The sequence below is a fragment of the Microbispora sp. NPDC046933 genome (assembly GCF_040644635.1).
In the GTDB taxonomy this organism is placed as follows: domain Bacteria; phylum Actinomycetota; class Actinomycetes; order Streptosporangiales; family Streptosporangiaceae; genus Microbispora.
This window is the reverse complement of record NZ_JBEYWW010000061.1, coordinates 20,966-35,626: the sequence shown is the minus strand read 5'-3', so window position 1 is coordinate 35,626 and position 14,661 is coordinate 20,966. Positions and strand designations below refer to the sequence as shown.

Genomic DNA, 14,661 nt, shown 5'->3' with positions numbered 1-14,661 from the left:
ATCAGCGGCCTGATCGGCGGCGCCGCCCAAGCCAACTACGCCGCCGCCAACACCTTCCACGACGCCCTCGCCCACCACCGCCACACCCACGGCCTGCCCGCCACCAGCCTCGCCTGGGGACTATGGGCCCACACCAGCACCCTCACCACGAACCTGACCTCGGTGGACCACGCGCGAATCAAGCGGACCGGGCTCAGCCCGCTCAGCGCCGCGCACGCCCTCGCCCTGTTCGACGCCGTCGCCTTCCGCGACCAGGGCCTGCCCCTGGTCGTCCCGACCGCCCTCACGGCCGCGGCCGAGACCCCGCCGCCGTTGCTGCGCGGGCTCGTACGGCAGGCACGTCCCTCCGTACGCGGCGCGGCGGCCGGGGGACCCACCCTCGCCACCCGGCTGAACGGACTCACTCCGGACCAGCGGACCGAGGCCCTGCTCGACCTGGTCCGCACCGAAGTGGCCACCGTCCTCACCCACCCCAACCCCACCGCCATCCCCGCCGACCGACCCCTCATCGAACTCGGCCTCGACTCCCTCACCGCCGTCGAACTCCGCAACCGCCTCACCACCACAACCACCCTCCGCCTCCCCGCCACCCTCACCTTCGACCACCCCACCCCCCAGGCCATCGCGGCGTACCTCGACCGGGAGCTGCCAGGCTCGGCGAGCGCCCCGGCCGGATCGGCCCGCCGTACGGACGCGGGGTCCGGCGGTGGTCTGGCCGCCCTGCACCGGCGGATGCACGAAACGGGCAAGCACGACGAGGCGGCGCAGCTGCTGGTGGCGGCGTCGCACGCGCGGAGTCACTTCGGTGCGCCGGACCGCGACCGGTACGCGCTGCCGCCGGTCAGGCTGGCGACGGGACCTGGCCGGATCTCCGTGGTCTGCTTCCCCGCGCTCAGCGCGATCTCCGGACCGCACGAGTACTCCCGGTTCGGCCAGGCGTTCCGCGACGACCGGAACGTGTACGTGGTGCCGTCGCCGGGATTCACCGACGGGGAGGACGACGCGCTGCCCGACTCGCTGGAGACGCTGATCCGGATGAACGTCGAGGGCCTGCGCGAGTGCGTGGGCGACGAGCCGTTCGTCGTCGTGGGCCGGTCCATGGGCGGCTGCGTGGCGCACGCCGTCACGGTGGCCCTGGAGGAGCAGGGCCTGCGGCCGGCCGGGCTGGCGCTGATCGACAGCTATCCCATCGACGCCTCCGCCCAGGACGGCATGGACTGGTGGCAGGGCGCGATGATCGGCGGCATGCTCGACCGCATCGACCGGTTCGACATGACGCTCCACGACACCAGGCTGACGACGATGGGCGTCTACAACCGGTTGTTCATCGGCTGGCAGCCCAAACCCGTGGACACCCCGATCCTGCTGCTGCGTGCCGTCGAGCCGCTGCGCGGCACCACGGTCGAGCCGGACGCCCCGACCCGCTGGCAGGCGTACTGGCCGGTGCCGCACGAGGCCGTGGACATCCCCGGCGACCACTTCACCACGCTGGAGGAGCACGCGGGCACGACGGCAGAGGCGATCCGAGCCTGGATCGGCACGCTCCGGATCGAGGAGTCCGACGAGCCGGAGGAGCCCGCGGCGTGACACGGCCGCGCCGCCGCGCCGGTGCGGCGCTCCCGGGGGCTCCCGGGGGGCTCCCGGGGCGGCGGCGCGATCGTGCTGACCGCGTCGGCGCCGGGCCTGGCGGCGGGGCCGGCCAGGCGCATCCCGGCCGGCCGCCTGGCGTGGCCGTCCGGTGCCGGGTCACCTTCCCGCCGCGCCGGACGTCGGCCTGTCAGGCGGTGAGCTGCCGCACGATGCCCAGCCGGTCCGGGAGAACCTCGTACTCGACGATCCGCCCGTCGCGGAACCGGATCGTGCTGATGCTCTGCCCGGTGAAGCGGCGGCCGCTCGGCGGGGCGCCGAACACCTCGCCGCGCTGCACCCCCTCGATCGTCCAGTAGACGACGACCCGATCGCCCTCGGCGACGGTGTCCGTCACGGTCGCGGTCACGCCCTCGACCGCCGCGCGCAGCCAGGTGATGTGCTGGACGAATCCCTCACGCCCCAGGTTGCCCCCGGCGGGCCCGGCCGCGTCCGACGCGTCGTTGGCGACGATCTCGTCGAGGACGTCGAGCCGGCCCTGCGAGACGACCTCCTCGTAGAAGCGTCTGGCCACCGCGCGGTTGATCTCCGTGGCACTCGTCTGCGTGGTGCTCGTCTCCGTGGTGCTCACGGGCGATCTCCTTGTCTGGTCGGTTGCGAAGGTCACCGGCGTGCGGCCGGCAGCGGGAGGATTCCGAGGCTCGCGTCGAGGCCGCCGTCGACGACCAGCGTCGTCCCGGTGACGTACGAGGCGGCGGGCGAGGTGAGGAACCAGACGGCCTCGGCCTGCTCGCGGGGCTCGGCGAACCGCTGGAGCGGCACGCGGCGCTCGATCTCGGCGGTGAGCACCGGGTCCCGGCGGACGCCGGCGTTGATCCGCGTCCAGGTGAGCCCGGGGGCGAGGGCGTTGACCCGGATGCCGTCGGGCGCGTGGTCGATGGCCGCGGCACGGACGAGATTGATCACCGCGCCCTTCGAGGCGTTGTAGGCCCAGTTGCCGGGGTCGGCGCGCAGTCCGGCGACGGAGGCGGTGACGACGATCGCGCCGCCTCCCGCCGCCCGCAGGGCGGGCGCGGCGGCCCGGATGCCGAGGATCGGCCCACGGAGATTGACCGCCAGGATGCGGTCGGCGGCCTCCACCGCGCCGGGGGACTCCCAAGGCCGGGTGCCGCCGATGCCGGCGTTGAGCACGACCGCGTCGAGCCGGCCGAACTCCCGCTCCGCCAGCGCGACCGCGGCCACGTTGGTCTCCTCCAGGGACACGTCGCCGGCCAGCGTCACCACGCGGTCGAGCGTGGCGAGCTCCTTGAGCGCGTGCTCGTCGTGGTCCACGGCGAGCACGGCGACGCCGCGCTCGGCGTACAGCTCGGCGGTCGCCCGGCCGATGCCCGAGCCCGCGCCCGTCACGAGGACGGCGCGCGGGCCGGGGGTAGGTGAGGTCATGGCAGGCCCTCCAGATTCATAGCGGGTGCGGCTCGTCCCGCCGCCCGCCCCGCGTCGATCCTCGGGACGGCGGCGAGCAGTTCGGCGGTGTAGGCGGCGCGCGGGGCGCGGAAGACGTCCGCGACGTCGCCGGTCTCGACCAGGGCCCCGTCCTTCATCACCGCCACCCGGTCGCAGACCTGGCGGACGACGCCCAGGTCGTGCGAGATGAACAGCAGCGCCACCCCGGCCTCGCGCCGCAGCCGGGCGAGCAGGGCCAGGATCTGCGCCTGGACGGTGACGTCGAGCGCGGAGACCGGTTCGTCGCAGACGATCACCTCGGGCCCGGGGGCGAGCGCCCGCGCGATCGCCACCCGCTGGCGCTGCCCGCCGCTCAACTGGGCGGGGCGCCGCTCCAGCAGGGCGTCATCCAGCCCGACCTCGGCGAGCAGCCCGGCGACCCGGTCGCGGCGCAGGCGGCGCGGCATCCTTCCCGGCACCGCCTCCCCGACGACCCGCTCGACCGTGAACCGCGGGTCGAACGAGCTGAGCGGGTCCTGGTCGACGAGCTGGACACGGGAGCGGCGGGAGCGGCGGTCGCGCTCCCGCAGCCCGCTCCACGCCTCGCCGTCGAGCAGCACGGTCCCGGCGTCGGGGGCGATCTCGGCCAGCACGATCCGGGCGGTGGTGCTCTTGCCCGACCCCGACTCGCCGACCAGGCCCAGCGCCTCGCCCGCGCGCAGGTCGAACGACACGTCGTCCACGGCCGTACGCCACGAGCCGCCCGGGGAGCGGTACCGCTTGGTGATCCCACGCACCGAGACGACCGCATGGTCCTTCACCCGGGGCGGCTCCGCCGCCCTGTCGAGAGCGGGGGCGGGCCGGTCCCGCCCGGCGTGGAAGCAGCGGACCTCCCGGCCCGGCCCGTACGGCACGGGCGGGGGCGGCTCGGCGCGGCAGCGGTCGTCGGCCAGCGCGCAGCGCGGCGCGTACGGGCAGCCGCCGGCGGCCGGTGGGCCGGTGCGGACGAGGGGCAGCTCCCGCGCCGGGCCGTCCACGGCGGGCGCAGCGGCCAGCAGGTCGGCGGTGTAGGGGTGGGCGGGGGCCCGCAGCAGCGCGTCCGCCGGTCCCCGCTCCACGACGAGCCCCGCGTAGAGGACGGCGACGTGATCGGCGAGCCGGGCCACGACCGCCAGGTCGTGGCTGATGAGCAGCACGGCCGTGCCCGCCCGCACGCGTTCCCCGAGCAGGTCGAGCACCTGGGCCTGCACGGTGACGTCGAGGGCCGTGGTGGGCTCGTCCGCGACCAGCAGCGACGGCCGGGCGGCGATCGCGGAGGCGATCAGGGCCCGCTGCCGCAGCCCGCCGGACAGCTCGTGCGGATACTGCAGGAACCGCACGTCCGGGTCGGGCACGCCCGCCTCCGCGAGCAGCCCGATCACCTGGTCGTCGAGGTCGTCGCGGCCCGCCAGGCCGTGCACCTCCAGCGCCTCCGCCACCTCGTGCCCGACGCGGCGGAGCGGGTCGAGCGAGGTCAGCGCGTCCTGCAGGACGTAGCCGATGCGGCGCCCGCGCAGCCGCCGCCACTCGCGGCCGCTCAGCCGGCGCAGGTCGCGCCCTTCGAAGGACAGCGTCCGCGCCCGCACCCGCGCGCCGGCGCCGGCGAGGCCGAGCAGCGCACGGGCGGTGACGCTCTTGCCCGAGCCCGACTCTCCCACGACCGCGAGGCACTCTCCCGCGCGCAGCGACAGGTCGACGTCGCGTACGGCCCGCACGACGCCGCGCCGGGTGGCGAAGTCCACCGACAGCCCGGCGACCTCCAGCAGGGGTGGCCCAGAGGACGAATCGGTCATCCGGCCTCCCGCCCCTCGTAGCGGGCCTGCAGGGCCCGCCCGACGACGGTGGCGGACATCACGGTCAGCGTGATGGCCGCTCCCGGGAAGAGGGCCAGGGTCCAGCTCACGTCGAGGTAGTCGCGCGCCTGCGCGAGCATCGCCCCCCATTCGGGGGCGGGCGGTTGCGGGCCGAGCCCGAGGAAGCTCAGCGAGGCCCCGGCGATGAGCGCGGTGCCCACGTTGATCGTGGCCAGGATCAGCAGCGGCGCGACGACGTTGGGCGCGATGTGCCGCAGCAGGATCCTGGCCGGCGTCAGCCCCAGGTTGACCGCCGCCCGCACGTACGCCGAGCCGCGGACCACCAGCGCCTGCGCCCGGACGACGCGGGCGAAGCCCGGCGCGAGCGCCATGGTGATGGCCAGGACGGCGTTGCGCGTGCCCGGCCCGAGGACGGCCACGACGAGCAGGGCCATCAGGATGGCCGGGAACGACAGCAGCACGTCGGCCAGCCTCATGGCCGCCTCGCCCACGAGGCGGCCGCCGAGCGCCGCCAGCAGGCCCCAGGCGGAGCCCGCGAGCCCGGCCAGCAGGGTGGAGCCGACACCGACCAGCAGCGACGGCCGGGCACCGAAGACCAGCCGGGCGAACACGTCGCGGCCGAGCTGGTCGGTGCCGAGCGGGTGGCCCGCCATCGGGCCGCGCAGCGCGAGGGCCGGGTTCACCTGGTCAGGGCCGTGGGCGAACAGGCCGGGGGCGAGGGCGGCGAGGCAGCCGAGCGCGAAGAACGCGGCGGCCAGCGCCACGCCTGCCCGCGCGGCCCCCACCCGCACGCGCGGGAGCGCCGGCCGCGCCGCCACGCCGTACGAACCCGGGGCGGTCATACGGCGGCCTCCCGGACGCGGGGGTCGACAAGCCCGTAGAGCAGGTCGAGCCCGATGTTGATGAGGGAGAACGTGAGCGCGGAGAGCACGACCACGCCCGTCACGACCGGGAAGTCCCGGCCGCGCACCGCCGCCACCACGACGTGGCCGAGGCCCTGGCGGGCGAAGACGGTCTCCACGACGACGGTCCCGGCGAGAAGCTCGCCGAGCACCCAGCCGGAGAGCGTGAGCACCGGCAGCGCGGCGTGCCGCAGCGCGTGGCGCGCCCGGATGCGGTGCTCGGTGGCGCCCCTCGACCGGGCGGTCAGGGCGAACGGCTGGTCGAGGGCGCGTTCCAGCCCCTCCCTGGTGACCTGGGCCAGCACGCCGGCGATGGGCAGCACGAGCGCGGCGCACGGCAGCACCAGTGCGGCCGGTCCGTCGTCGCCGAGCACGGGGAACCAGCGCAGGTGGAAGGAGAAGGCGGCCAGCAGGAGGATGCCGATCCAGAAGTTCGGCGTCGAGATCGAGCAGAACTCCAGGACGCGGGAGACGGCCCGCGCGCGCGGCCTGCCCGCCGTGAGCAGGGCCAGCGCGACCGCCAGGCAGAAGCCGAGGACGGCCGCCCCCGAGGCGAGCGCCAGGGTGGGGCCGAGCTGCTCGCCGATCACGCGGCTCACCGGCCGGCCGAGCTGGTAGGAGCCGCCGAGGTCGGCGCGCAGGAGCCGGCCGAGGAACAGGACGTACTGCACGGCGACCGGCTCGCGCAGGCCGTACTGGTCGCGGATCGCGTCGAGCACCTCGGGGGTGGCGTTGGCCTGGACCCCGCCCGCGATGATCCGGGCGGGGTCGCCGGGCACCAGTCGCATGCCGGCGAAGGCCAGCGTCGCCGCGCCCCACAGCACGAACAGGGTCAGCGCCAGCCTGCGGGTCAGCCGGCGGGCCAGTGGAGCCACCGGGATCAGGCCCCCAGCCAGGCGCCGTGGAAGACCGGGTAGGTCTGGGCGTCGAAGGCGACGCCGCGCACCTTCGCCGAGAAGGCGGTGAGCTGCACGGGAGTGTAGAGCGGCAGCACGTACGCCTGCCGCAGCACCTCGTGCTGCACGGCGGCGTAGTCCTTCCCGGCGGTGGCCGGGTCGGAGGTCTCGGCCGCCTCCTCCACCCACGCGTCTATCCGCGGCGAGTCCACCAGCGCGACGTTGCCGCCGGCCTTGGCGTAGGTGTTGCCCGAGGCGAACGCGAAGCGCAGCACGTCGGGCGTGGGGCGGGCGAAGCTCACGTCCACCAGGTCGTAGCCGCCCCCGATGAGGTACTTGCCGACGAACGCCCCGGTGTCCACGGCCGGCCGTTCGATCTTGATGCCGGCGAGCTTGGCCTGGGCCTGGATCCCCTCGGCGAGCACGTCGCGCTGCTCCTTGTTGCCCTCCGCCCAGTAGGGCCAGGTGAGGGTGAGGGTCTTGCCGTCCTTGACCCGGTAGCCGTCGGCGTCCGTCTTCGTCCAGCCCGCCTCGTCGAGCAGCCGCTTCGCCTCGTCCGGGTCGTACGACGCCAGCTCGCTCTCGGCCGTCGGGTCGTAGGCCGCCGTGGTGCGGCTGAGCGGATTGCGCGCGACCGGGAAATGGCCGAAATAAATGTTGCGCACGAGTTCTTCGACATTCACTGCGGCCGACAGGGCACGCCGCACGCGCACGTCCCGCAGCGGCCCGCGGGTCTGGTTCAGATAGAGGTTGTAGTTCAGGCCCGGCGTCTCCTGGGAATTCAGCGTGAACCCGGCGAGGGACCGCAGCTTTCCCGCGTTCACCGGGGGCACGCCGGCGATCGCCTGCACCTGCCCGCTGGTGAGGGCGCCCCACCGGGTGGCGTCCTCGGGGACGAACTCGAACACCAGGGTGTCGAGGTAGGCCGCCCCCTGGTGGGCCGCGCCGGCGGGCGGCGAGGCGTATCCGGCGTTCTTGCGCAGCGTGACGCGCTTGTCCTTCTCCCAGGAGACGTAGGAGAAGGGGCCGGTGCCGACCGGGCGGTAGTCCGCGACGGGCTTCGCGAGCGCCGCCGGGCTCTGGATGCCCAGGTAGGGCACCGACAGCGCCTGCAGGAACGGGGTGAACGGCCGCTTCAGCGTCACCTCGACGACGTGGTCGCTCACCACCCGCGACTTCTCGTACGGCGCGATCAGCGAGGCGGCGTAGGCGGACTTGGTGGCCGGGTCCACGACGTGGTCGAGGCTCGCCTTCACGGCCTCGGCGGTGAACGGCGTGCCGTCGTGGAAGGTGACGCCCTCTCTGAGGGTGAACGTGTAGGTCTTCCCGTCACCGGACACGGTCCACTTTGTGGCGAGCCAGGGCCCGAAGGTGTCCGGGCCGGTCTGCACGACCAGGGAGTCGAAGATGTTGCGGTCGATCAGGCCGGTCACCGCGGTGGCCGCGACGGCCGGGTCGAGCGACACCTGCGTGCCGGCCAGGGCGTAGGTGAGGGTGCCGCCGGCCACCGGCCCCTCGGCCGCCGCCCGGCCGGACGGCCGCTCGTCCCCGCCGCCGGCCGAGACGACCAGGACGACGGCGACGACCGCGATCACCGCCAGGATCGCCCCCAGGACGGCCGGGCGTCTGGAGCGCAGGCCGCGCCTCCTCCTGATCGGTTCGTCGTCGACGCGGGTGGCGGTGTCGTCGCTCAGTGACATCGGTGGAACCTTCTCTGTCGCGCGAGGGGGCACAAGGGGAAACAGGGGAACAAGGCGTGCGGAAGCGGCGGAGCCGGGCCTTTCCGGCGGGACCGCATCATCCCGTCGTACTGGCCTGTCGCATTGGCCCTCCGCACCGGCCGAGCCGGACCCCAAAAATGCCGTTCAACGAAATTCGAATTTCCGAGTGGCGGCTAGATCACACCATGTTCGAGCGGGCCGGTCAATATGAATGAGCCATTTCAGCGGCCGATCGGTTCAGCCGATCGATATCAATTGGAATTGTCGATGGAAACCTGCCCGGGACGCGATCCGGAGAAATTCACGACGGACGAGAAGAACGAATTGAGAGCCTCGCCCGCCCGCGCCTCGATGGCCGGGTCCAGCCCCTGCCGGCTCACCAGGCGCAGCCCGACGGCCTCCTGCCGGGGAAGCGGCACGATCTCCTCCAGGCCGTCCGGCACGCCGTACGCGGTGGGCAGCAGGGCGAGGCCGAGGCGCGCGCGGGCCGCCGCCAGCACGCCTTCGAGGTTGGTGGCCTCCGTCGTGATGCGGACGGACCAGCCGAGGCGTTCCAGCACGCGCACGGCCTGCCCCCGCAGGGCACACGGCTCCTGGAAGGCGACCAGCGGCACCGGCCGGTCCGGCGGCGGGAGGAACCAGCCCGGGGCGCCGAGCCAGCGCAGCGGGAGCGTGGCGACCTGCCTTCCCCCGACGTTGGGCACCACACCGAGGATCAGCGCCATGTCGAGCGTGCCGCGCAGGGTCGCCTCGGCCAGCGTGGTGCTGCGGTCCAGCCGGAACACGACGTCCTGCGCGGGCAGCGCCGACATCAGTGCGCCCAGGAGGTCGGGCAGCGCCGCGTATCCCGCGTGCTCGACCGCGCCCACGGTCAGCGCGGCGGGACGCTCGGCGCCGAGGCGGCCCATGGCCTCGTCGTGCACGGCGAGCAGCCGCCGCGCCTCCACCAGCAGCGCCTCGCCCGCGACCGTGAAACGGGTCGACCGGCCGGTCCGCTCGACCAGCGGTTGCCCGATCACGCGTTCCAGCGATCGGACGTGCTGACTCACCGTCGGCTGGCTGGTCCGCAGGGCGGACGCGGCCCGCCCGAAGCCGCCACACTCGGCGATGGCCACAAAAGTTCGCAGTTGCACGAGATCGAGCAATGCTCCCATGGCCGCATCATAGCCTAAAACCCACATTACCTACATAGAATTAGGGCTGTGAGCTTCCGATCCACCAGCGGACGGCCGCGGCGGCCGTCTGCGGGGGCACCTGGTGCCCGCCGCGGAACTCCTCGTACGCCACCTCGTAACCGCTCTCCCGCAGGCCGGGGACCAGCCGCCTGCTGCACCGATCGATCGGCAGCACCCGGTCGGAGATGCCGTGGGAGACGAAGATCCGGGGACGGCCGTGCCGGATCATCGCCGCCATGAACCCCGGGGAGAACGCGAGCACGGCGTGGAACAGGTCGCCGTTGGCCACCCCCAGCGACAGGGCGTAGGAGGCGCCGTCGGAGAAACCGGCCACGGCCACCCGGTCGAGTTCGACGGCCGTGCGGGAGAACACCTCCTCCAGTGCGGCGTCGATCCTGGACACGTCCGCGCCGTATCCGCCGACGATCACGTCCCAGGTGGCGGAGACGGCCTGCGGCGCGAGCAGCAGCACGCCGAGCTCCTCGGCCTGGGGCAGCAGCCACTCCAGCGCCTGCTCCGCCGCGCCGCCCGCGCCGTGCAGCACGACGGCGAGCGGGGACGGCCCGGGTCCCGGGGCGGGCGGCACGTGGAACAGGGCACGCCCGCCCAGGCGGTGCAGCCCCGGCACGAGAGGCGCGGCGTCCTTGGGCGCCACCGCGACGGGACGGGCGGACAGCCGGCCGTGTCGCACGCTCTCCTCGGGCCCCGGATGGGGCCGGCTCCGCTCCGGCGTGGCCATCGGCCTCACCCCCCGCCCACGGGTCTACCCCTCCTGGCCGCCGGTCACCTCGTCCCGCGTGGCCTCGCCGGGCGCGGCGCGCCCGGCCGCCGCCGCTTCCAGCCGCTCGTTCTCGTCCCGCCCGGTCATGGCGACCCGCTCCTCTGCCCACTCTTGCTCCGGCGCCGGGGAGGAAGGGTCACGGCCCGGCAATTCCTGCCTCACGCCCCCGTCGCCGCGATCACCTCTGTGACCAGGGCGGGCGAGGTGACCCGGCGGACGTACTCGGGCTGACGCAGCTCACCGCCCATGAAGGGATGCGGGTTGCGGTGGACGGCCGGGCTGGGCTCGTCCACGAGGGCGGCGAAGTGGATCTCCCGGGCCCCGGTCGCCTCGACCACCCGGCCCACGTTGCGCGGGGTGATGCCGCCGCCGGGCATCACCACCAGCCGGTCACCGGCCCGCTGCACCAGTTCCGCGATCAGCGGCGCGCCCTCCAGGGCGGAGCTGTCCTGGCCGGAGGTGAGCACCCGGTCGATCCCCAGGCCGGCCAGCGTCTCCAGCGCGGCGAACGGGTCGGCCGTCATGTCGAAGGCCCGGTGGAAGGTGACCGAGAGCCCTTCGGCCGCGTCGAGCAGCCGCTTGACCACCTCGGTGTCCACCTCCCCCGCGGGGGTGAGCGCACCGATCACCACGCCCTGCGCACCGGCGTCGCGGACCGCCGCGACGTCGCGGATCATCGCCGCGACCTCGTGCTCGTCGTAGACGAAGTCGCCGCCGCGCGGCCGGATGATCACGTGGACCCGGATCGACGAGACCGCCGCAAGCGTGGCCTCGACCGTGCCCAGGGTGGGCGTCAGGCCGCCCTCGAACAGCGCGGCGCACAGCTCGACGCGGTGCGCGCCCGCCCGCTCGGCGGCCAGCGCCCCGGCTGTGCTGTCGATGCAGATCTCGTACGTCAGGCTCATGCTCTCCCCCACTAAAAAGCCGCGTGGATCTCGCCGACCGGGACGCCCCCGCCCAGCACAGGAACGGTCGTGAACTCGGCCGCCGCCGAGACGTCCGCGCCCGCGGCCCGCAGCGCGGCGAGCGCGATCGCGGTCGTCGCCCGGGGGCCGCCGTCGATCGCCTTGACGGCCGCCGCGTGCCCGGAGGCGAGCGCCACGACCAGCACTCCCTCGGCGCCGCCCTTGACCACGGCGCCGGGCAGCGCCCGCATCAGGCGGGTGTTCAGGTGGCCGGTCCCGCCGACGTACTCCGGGTGCGCCCGCATGGCGTCGGCGACCGCACGCGGCGGGGTCCCGGGCGCGGACACGGCCATGGCGCGTACGGCGCGGGCCAGGCCCGTCAGCGAGATCCCGAACAGCGGCGCGCCACAGCCGTCGACGGCGACGTGGGCGGCCTTCTCCCCCGCCAGTTCCTCCACCACCGACCTGACCCGCTCCTGCACGAAGTGGCCGGGGTCGAGGTAGGTGGCCGTGGGAGCGCCCGCCGCGACGGCGGCGGCGAGCATCGCGGCGTGCTTGCCCGAGCAGTTCATCCGCTCCCGCGACGGGCCGAGGCCCGCCCGGACCAGAGCCTGCCTGGCGGCCTCGTCCTCCGGCCAGTCGGGCGGGCAGCGCAGGTCGCCGAAGCCGAGCCCGGCCTCGCCGAGCATCTCGGCCACGAGCCGCACGTGGAAGTCCTCCCCGGTGTGGCTGCCCGCGGCGATCGCGAGCGCGGGGCCCTGGAGGTGGGCCCCGGCGAGCAGGCAGGCGAGGGCCTGGAACGGCTTGGCCGACGAGCGCGGCAGCACCGGCGCGTGCACCGGGCCGCGCGCGACGGCGACCTCGCCGCCCGACGAGAGCGCGACCGCGCTGCCGAAGTGGACGCTCTCCACGAAGCCGGACCGCACGACCTCCGCGAGCGGGGCGAATTCAGCGAGGGACACGGGTGATTCTCCTGCCACGGGTGATCCTTCTGCCAGTGTTGATCCTTCTGCCTGGGCCGCCCCTGCCCGCGACGGAGCGGTCGAGGGAACGGGCGAGCGCGGACAGCGACGCGTTGACCACGAGGTAGACCAGCGCGACGACGATGTACGTCTGGATGAGCAGGCCGTTGTAGTTGGCCAGGACCTTGCCGCTGTAGAGCAGCTCGGCGTAGCTGACGACGAAGCCGAGCGAGGTGTCCTTCAGCAGGCCGACCGACTGGCTGACGATCGAGGGCAGCACCCGGCGGGCCGCCTGCGGCAGCACGACCAGCCGCATCGACTGCCCGTGGGTGAGCCCGAGGGCCAGGGCGGCCTCCCCCTGCCCCCGCTCCACGGACATGATCCCGGCCCGGAAGATCTCGGCGAACGCCGCCGCGTTGGACACGGCCAGCGGCACCACGAGCTTCCAGAACAGCGGCAGATCAAGGCCGTACCTCGGCAGCGCGAACAGCACGAGGTAGACCAGCAGCAGCGCCGGGATCGTCCGCACGGCCTCGACGTACGCGGCGGACGGCAGGCGCACCGCCCGGCGCCGCGACAGCCGTCCGAGCGCGAGGGCGATCCCGGCCGCCATCGCGAGCGCGGCGGACACGACGGCGGCCAGCGCCGTGGACCACAGCCCGCCGAGCAGGTAGCGCCACATCGGCCAGGTCGCGTACGGCTGCCAGCGCTCGGCGGCGAGCTGCCCGTTGGCGGCGAACTGGCGCACGGCCAGGGCCAGCAGGACGAGCAGCACCAGCACGCCCGCGACGGTGGCGAGGCGGATGCGGCGGCGGGCGCGCGGGCCCGGCTCGTCGAACAGCAGGTTGCTCACCGCGCCACCGCCAGCCGCCGTTCGAGCCGCCCGGTCACGAACCCGGCGCAGGCGGCGACCGCCGCGTACGCCAGGCCCGCCCCCACGAAGATCGGGATGGGCTGCGCCTCCAGCAGGTTCACCCGGTTGGCGGCGGCGGTCAGCTCGACCACGCCCACGGCCGCCGCGAGCGAGGTGTTCATGGTGAGCGCGATGAAGATGTTGCCGATCGGCTGCACGACGGTCCGCAGCGCCTGGGGCAGCACGACGTGGCGCAGCGACTGGCCGAACGTCAGCCCCAGGGCGCGGGCCGCCTCGCCCTGGCCGGCGGAGATCGCGTTGACGCCCGAGCGCAGGGCCTCGGCGATGTAGGCGCCCTCGTACAGCGCGATCACCACGATGGCCGTGGTGGTCAGGCCGGCCTTGAGCCCGATCTCGGGCAGGCCGAAGACCGCGAGCACGAGCAGCACGAGCAGCGGGAGGTTCTGCAGGGTCTCGACGTAGACGGTCGCGACCGTGCGCAGGACCGGGACCGGCCCGACCCGCATCGCCACGATCACGAGCCCCACGGCCGCGGCGCCGACGAACGACGCCGCGGTCATCTGGAGGGTCACGACCAGCCCCTGCCAGAACTCGGGCAGGTGATCAAGCAGCGCCGACATCAGGAACCCGGCACCGACCCGATCTCGGGCGGCGTGGGGGCCTCGCCCTGCACGACCGTGCCGAGGGAGTTCTTCCAGATGTCCTGCCAGACCCCGTTCGCCTGGATCTTCTTCAGCCAGTCGTTGACGAACGACTTGAACTGCTCGTCGCCGTGCTTGAGCCCGATGCCGTACGGGTCCTGGGTGAACGGCTTGGTCACGACCTGCAGCTCGGGGTCCTTCTTGGCGTCGGCCACCAGCAGCGTCTCGTCCTGCACGTAGGCGACGCCGCGGTCCTGCTTGAGCGCCTGGACGCACTCGGGGTCGCCGCCGAAGGTGATGATCTTCGCCTGCGGCGCGAGCTTCTTGATCGCGGGGATGGCGGGGGTGTTGGCACCGGCGATGACGGTCTTGCCGTTCAGGTCCTGCGGGGAGGAGATCCCCGTCGTGCCCTTCTTGACGGCGATGGACAGGCCCGAGGAGTAGTACGGCCCGGCGAAGGAGACCTGCTCGGCCCGCTCCGGAGTGATCGTGTAGGTCTGGAAGACCACGTCCACGGTGCCGTTGCTCAGCAGCGCCTCCCGGGTCTCGGACGCCGAGTTGACGATCTTCACCTTCGGCTGCCCGATGATGTACTTGGCCAGCGCCTTGCCGAGGTCGGCGTCGAAGCCCTCCACCTCGCCGGTGGCCGGGTTCTGCTGGGACAGCAGCGGCGCGTCGAGCGAGCCCCCGACGACCAGCTCGCCGCGCTGCTTGATCTTCTCCATCGTCGAGCCGGGCAGGATGTCCGCGGCGGCGGCCACCGGCGCCTTGGCCAGCACGCCACCGCCGCCGCCCTCGCTCGCGCCCGCGCCCGGCACGGCGGAGCCTGCCGAGTCCGTCCCGGCACAGGCCGTCAGGCCGGCCATCGCCACGGCGGCGACAGCGGCCACCCGCTTAATGGACACCATCGGGGTCCACCAT

At 74.0% G+C, this 14,661-nt stretch carries 14 protein-coding genes; 1 reads left to right on the top strand and 13 read right to left on the bottom strand.

The features are described 5' to 3' along the window. Positions 1–1,587 (top strand): thioesterase domain-containing protein (locus ABZ857_RS42450; protein ID WP_357056094.1); only part of this gene is annotated, 1,587 nt, incomplete at its 5' end. A 190-nt stretch (positions 1,588–1,777) separates the two neighbouring features. Here the strand turns inward: ABZ857_RS42450 and ABZ857_RS42445 are convergent. From ABZ857_RS42445 to ABZ857_RS42385, 13 genes are all read right to left on the bottom strand, one after another. Then, complete coding sequence (locus tag ABZ857_RS42445) at positions 1,778–2,218, bottom strand: ester cyclase (protein ID WP_357056091.1); 441 nt, start codon at positions 2,216–2,218, stop codon at positions 1,778–1,780. Between the two features lie 32 nt (positions 2,219–2,250). Next, the gene (locus ABZ857_RS42440) at positions 2,251–3,030 is read right to left on the bottom strand and encodes an SDR family oxidoreductase (RefSeq protein WP_357056089.1); all 780 of its coding nucleotides are present in this window, start codon (positions 3,028–3,030) and stop codon (positions 2,251–2,253) included. Then, positions 3,027–4,862, bottom strand: a complete 1,836-nt coding sequence (locus tag ABZ857_RS42435; RefSeq protein ID WP_357056086.1) for an ABC transporter ATP-binding protein — start codon at positions 4,860–4,862, stop codon at positions 3,027–3,029. The genes ABZ857_RS42440 and ABZ857_RS42435 overlap by 4 nt, the downstream gene beginning before the upstream one ends. Beyond that, positions 4,859–5,725: an ABC transporter permease gene (locus tag ABZ857_RS42430; protein WP_357056083.1), complete on the bottom strand. Its 867-nt coding sequence runs from the start codon at positions 5,723–5,725 to the stop codon at positions 4,859–4,861. Before ABZ857_RS42430 ends, ABZ857_RS42435 begins: the two co-directional genes overlap by 4 nt. Then, entirely contained in the window at positions 5,722–6,660 is a 939-nt protein-coding gene (locus ABZ857_RS42425) for an ABC transporter permease (RefSeq protein WP_357056080.1), read from the bottom strand. Before ABZ857_RS42425 ends, ABZ857_RS42430 begins: the two co-directional genes overlap by 4 nt. 5 nt (positions 6,661–6,665) lie before the next feature. Then, positions 6,666–8,381: an ABC transporter substrate-binding protein gene (locus tag ABZ857_RS42420; RefSeq protein ID WP_357056077.1), complete on the bottom strand. Its 1,716-nt coding sequence runs from the start codon at positions 8,379–8,381 to the stop codon at positions 6,666–6,668. 272 nt (positions 8,382–8,653) lie between these two features. Then, positions 8,654–9,556: a LysR family transcriptional regulator gene (locus ABZ857_RS42415; RefSeq protein WP_357056074.1), complete on the bottom strand. Its 903-nt coding sequence runs from the start codon at positions 9,554–9,556 to the stop codon at positions 8,654–8,656. A gap of 40 nt (positions 9,557–9,596) precedes the next feature. Further along, positions 9,597–10,268, bottom strand: coding sequence for a hypothetical protein (locus ABZ857_RS42410; protein WP_357056071.1), 672 nt, complete (start codon positions 10,266–10,268; stop codon positions 9,597–9,599). Positions 10,269–10,516: 248 nt separating this feature from the next. Further along, complete coding sequence (locus ABZ857_RS42405; protein ID WP_357056068.1) at positions 10,517–11,263, bottom strand: copper homeostasis protein CutC; 747 nt, start codon at positions 11,261–11,263, stop codon at positions 10,517–10,519. A gap of 11 nt (positions 11,264–11,274) precedes the next feature. Then, complete coding sequence (locus tag ABZ857_RS42400) at positions 11,275–12,225, bottom strand: asparaginase (RefSeq protein WP_357056065.1); 951 nt, start codon at positions 12,223–12,225, stop codon at positions 11,275–11,277. Next, complete coding sequence (locus ABZ857_RS42395; protein WP_357056062.1) at positions 12,212–13,078, bottom strand: amino acid ABC transporter permease; 867 nt, start codon at positions 13,076–13,078, stop codon at positions 12,212–12,214. The genes ABZ857_RS42400 and ABZ857_RS42395 overlap by 14 nt, the downstream gene beginning before the upstream one ends. Continuing rightward, positions 13,075–13,719, bottom strand: coding sequence for an amino acid ABC transporter permease (locus ABZ857_RS42390; RefSeq protein WP_357056059.1), 645 nt, complete (start codon positions 13,717–13,719; stop codon positions 13,075–13,077). Before ABZ857_RS42390 ends, ABZ857_RS42395 begins: the two co-directional genes overlap by 4 nt. Then, on the bottom strand, positions 13,719–14,648 hold the full coding sequence (locus tag ABZ857_RS42385; RefSeq protein WP_357056056.1) for a glutamate ABC transporter substrate-binding protein: 930 nt from the start codon (positions 14,646–14,648) through the stop codon (positions 13,719–13,721). The genes ABZ857_RS42390 and ABZ857_RS42385 overlap by 1 nt, the downstream gene beginning before the upstream one ends. Positions 14,649–14,661: the final 13 nt, after the last annotated feature.

What these genes read in the sequence shown, in the direction of transcription:
- ABZ857_RS42420 (WP_357056077.1), bottom strand. Translation starts at nt 8,381, where the DNA reads ATGTCACTGAGCGACGACACCGCCACCCGCGTCGACGACGAACCGATC.
- ABZ857_RS42390 (WP_357056059.1), bottom strand. Translation starts at nt 13,719, where the DNA reads ATGTCGGCGCTGCTTGATCACCTGCCCGAGTTCTGGCAGGGGCTGGTC.
- ABZ857_RS42440 (WP_357056089.1), bottom strand. Translation starts at nt 3,030, where the DNA reads ATGACCTCACCTACCCCCGGCCCGCGCGCCGTCCTCGTGACGGGCGCG.
- ABZ857_RS42385 (WP_357056056.1), bottom strand. Translation starts at nt 14,648, where the DNA reads ATGGTGTCCATTAAGCGGGTGGCCGCTGTCGCCGCCGTGGCGATGGCC.
- ABZ857_RS42415 (WP_357056074.1), bottom strand. Translation starts at nt 9,556, where the DNA reads ATGGGAGCATTGCTCGATCTCGTGCAACTGCGAACTTTTGTGGCCATC.
- ABZ857_RS42430 (WP_357056083.1), bottom strand. Translation starts at nt 5,725, where the DNA reads ATGACCGCCCCGGGTTCGTACGGCGTGGCGGCGCGGCCGGCGCTCCCG.
- ABZ857_RS42435 (WP_357056086.1), bottom strand. Translation starts at nt 4,862, where the DNA reads ATGACCGATTCGTCCTCTGGGCCACCCCTGCTGGAGGTCGCCGGGCTG.
- ABZ857_RS42405 (WP_357056068.1), bottom strand. Translation starts at nt 11,263, where the DNA reads ATGAGCCTGACGTACGAGATCTGCATCGACAGCACAGCCGGGGCGCTG.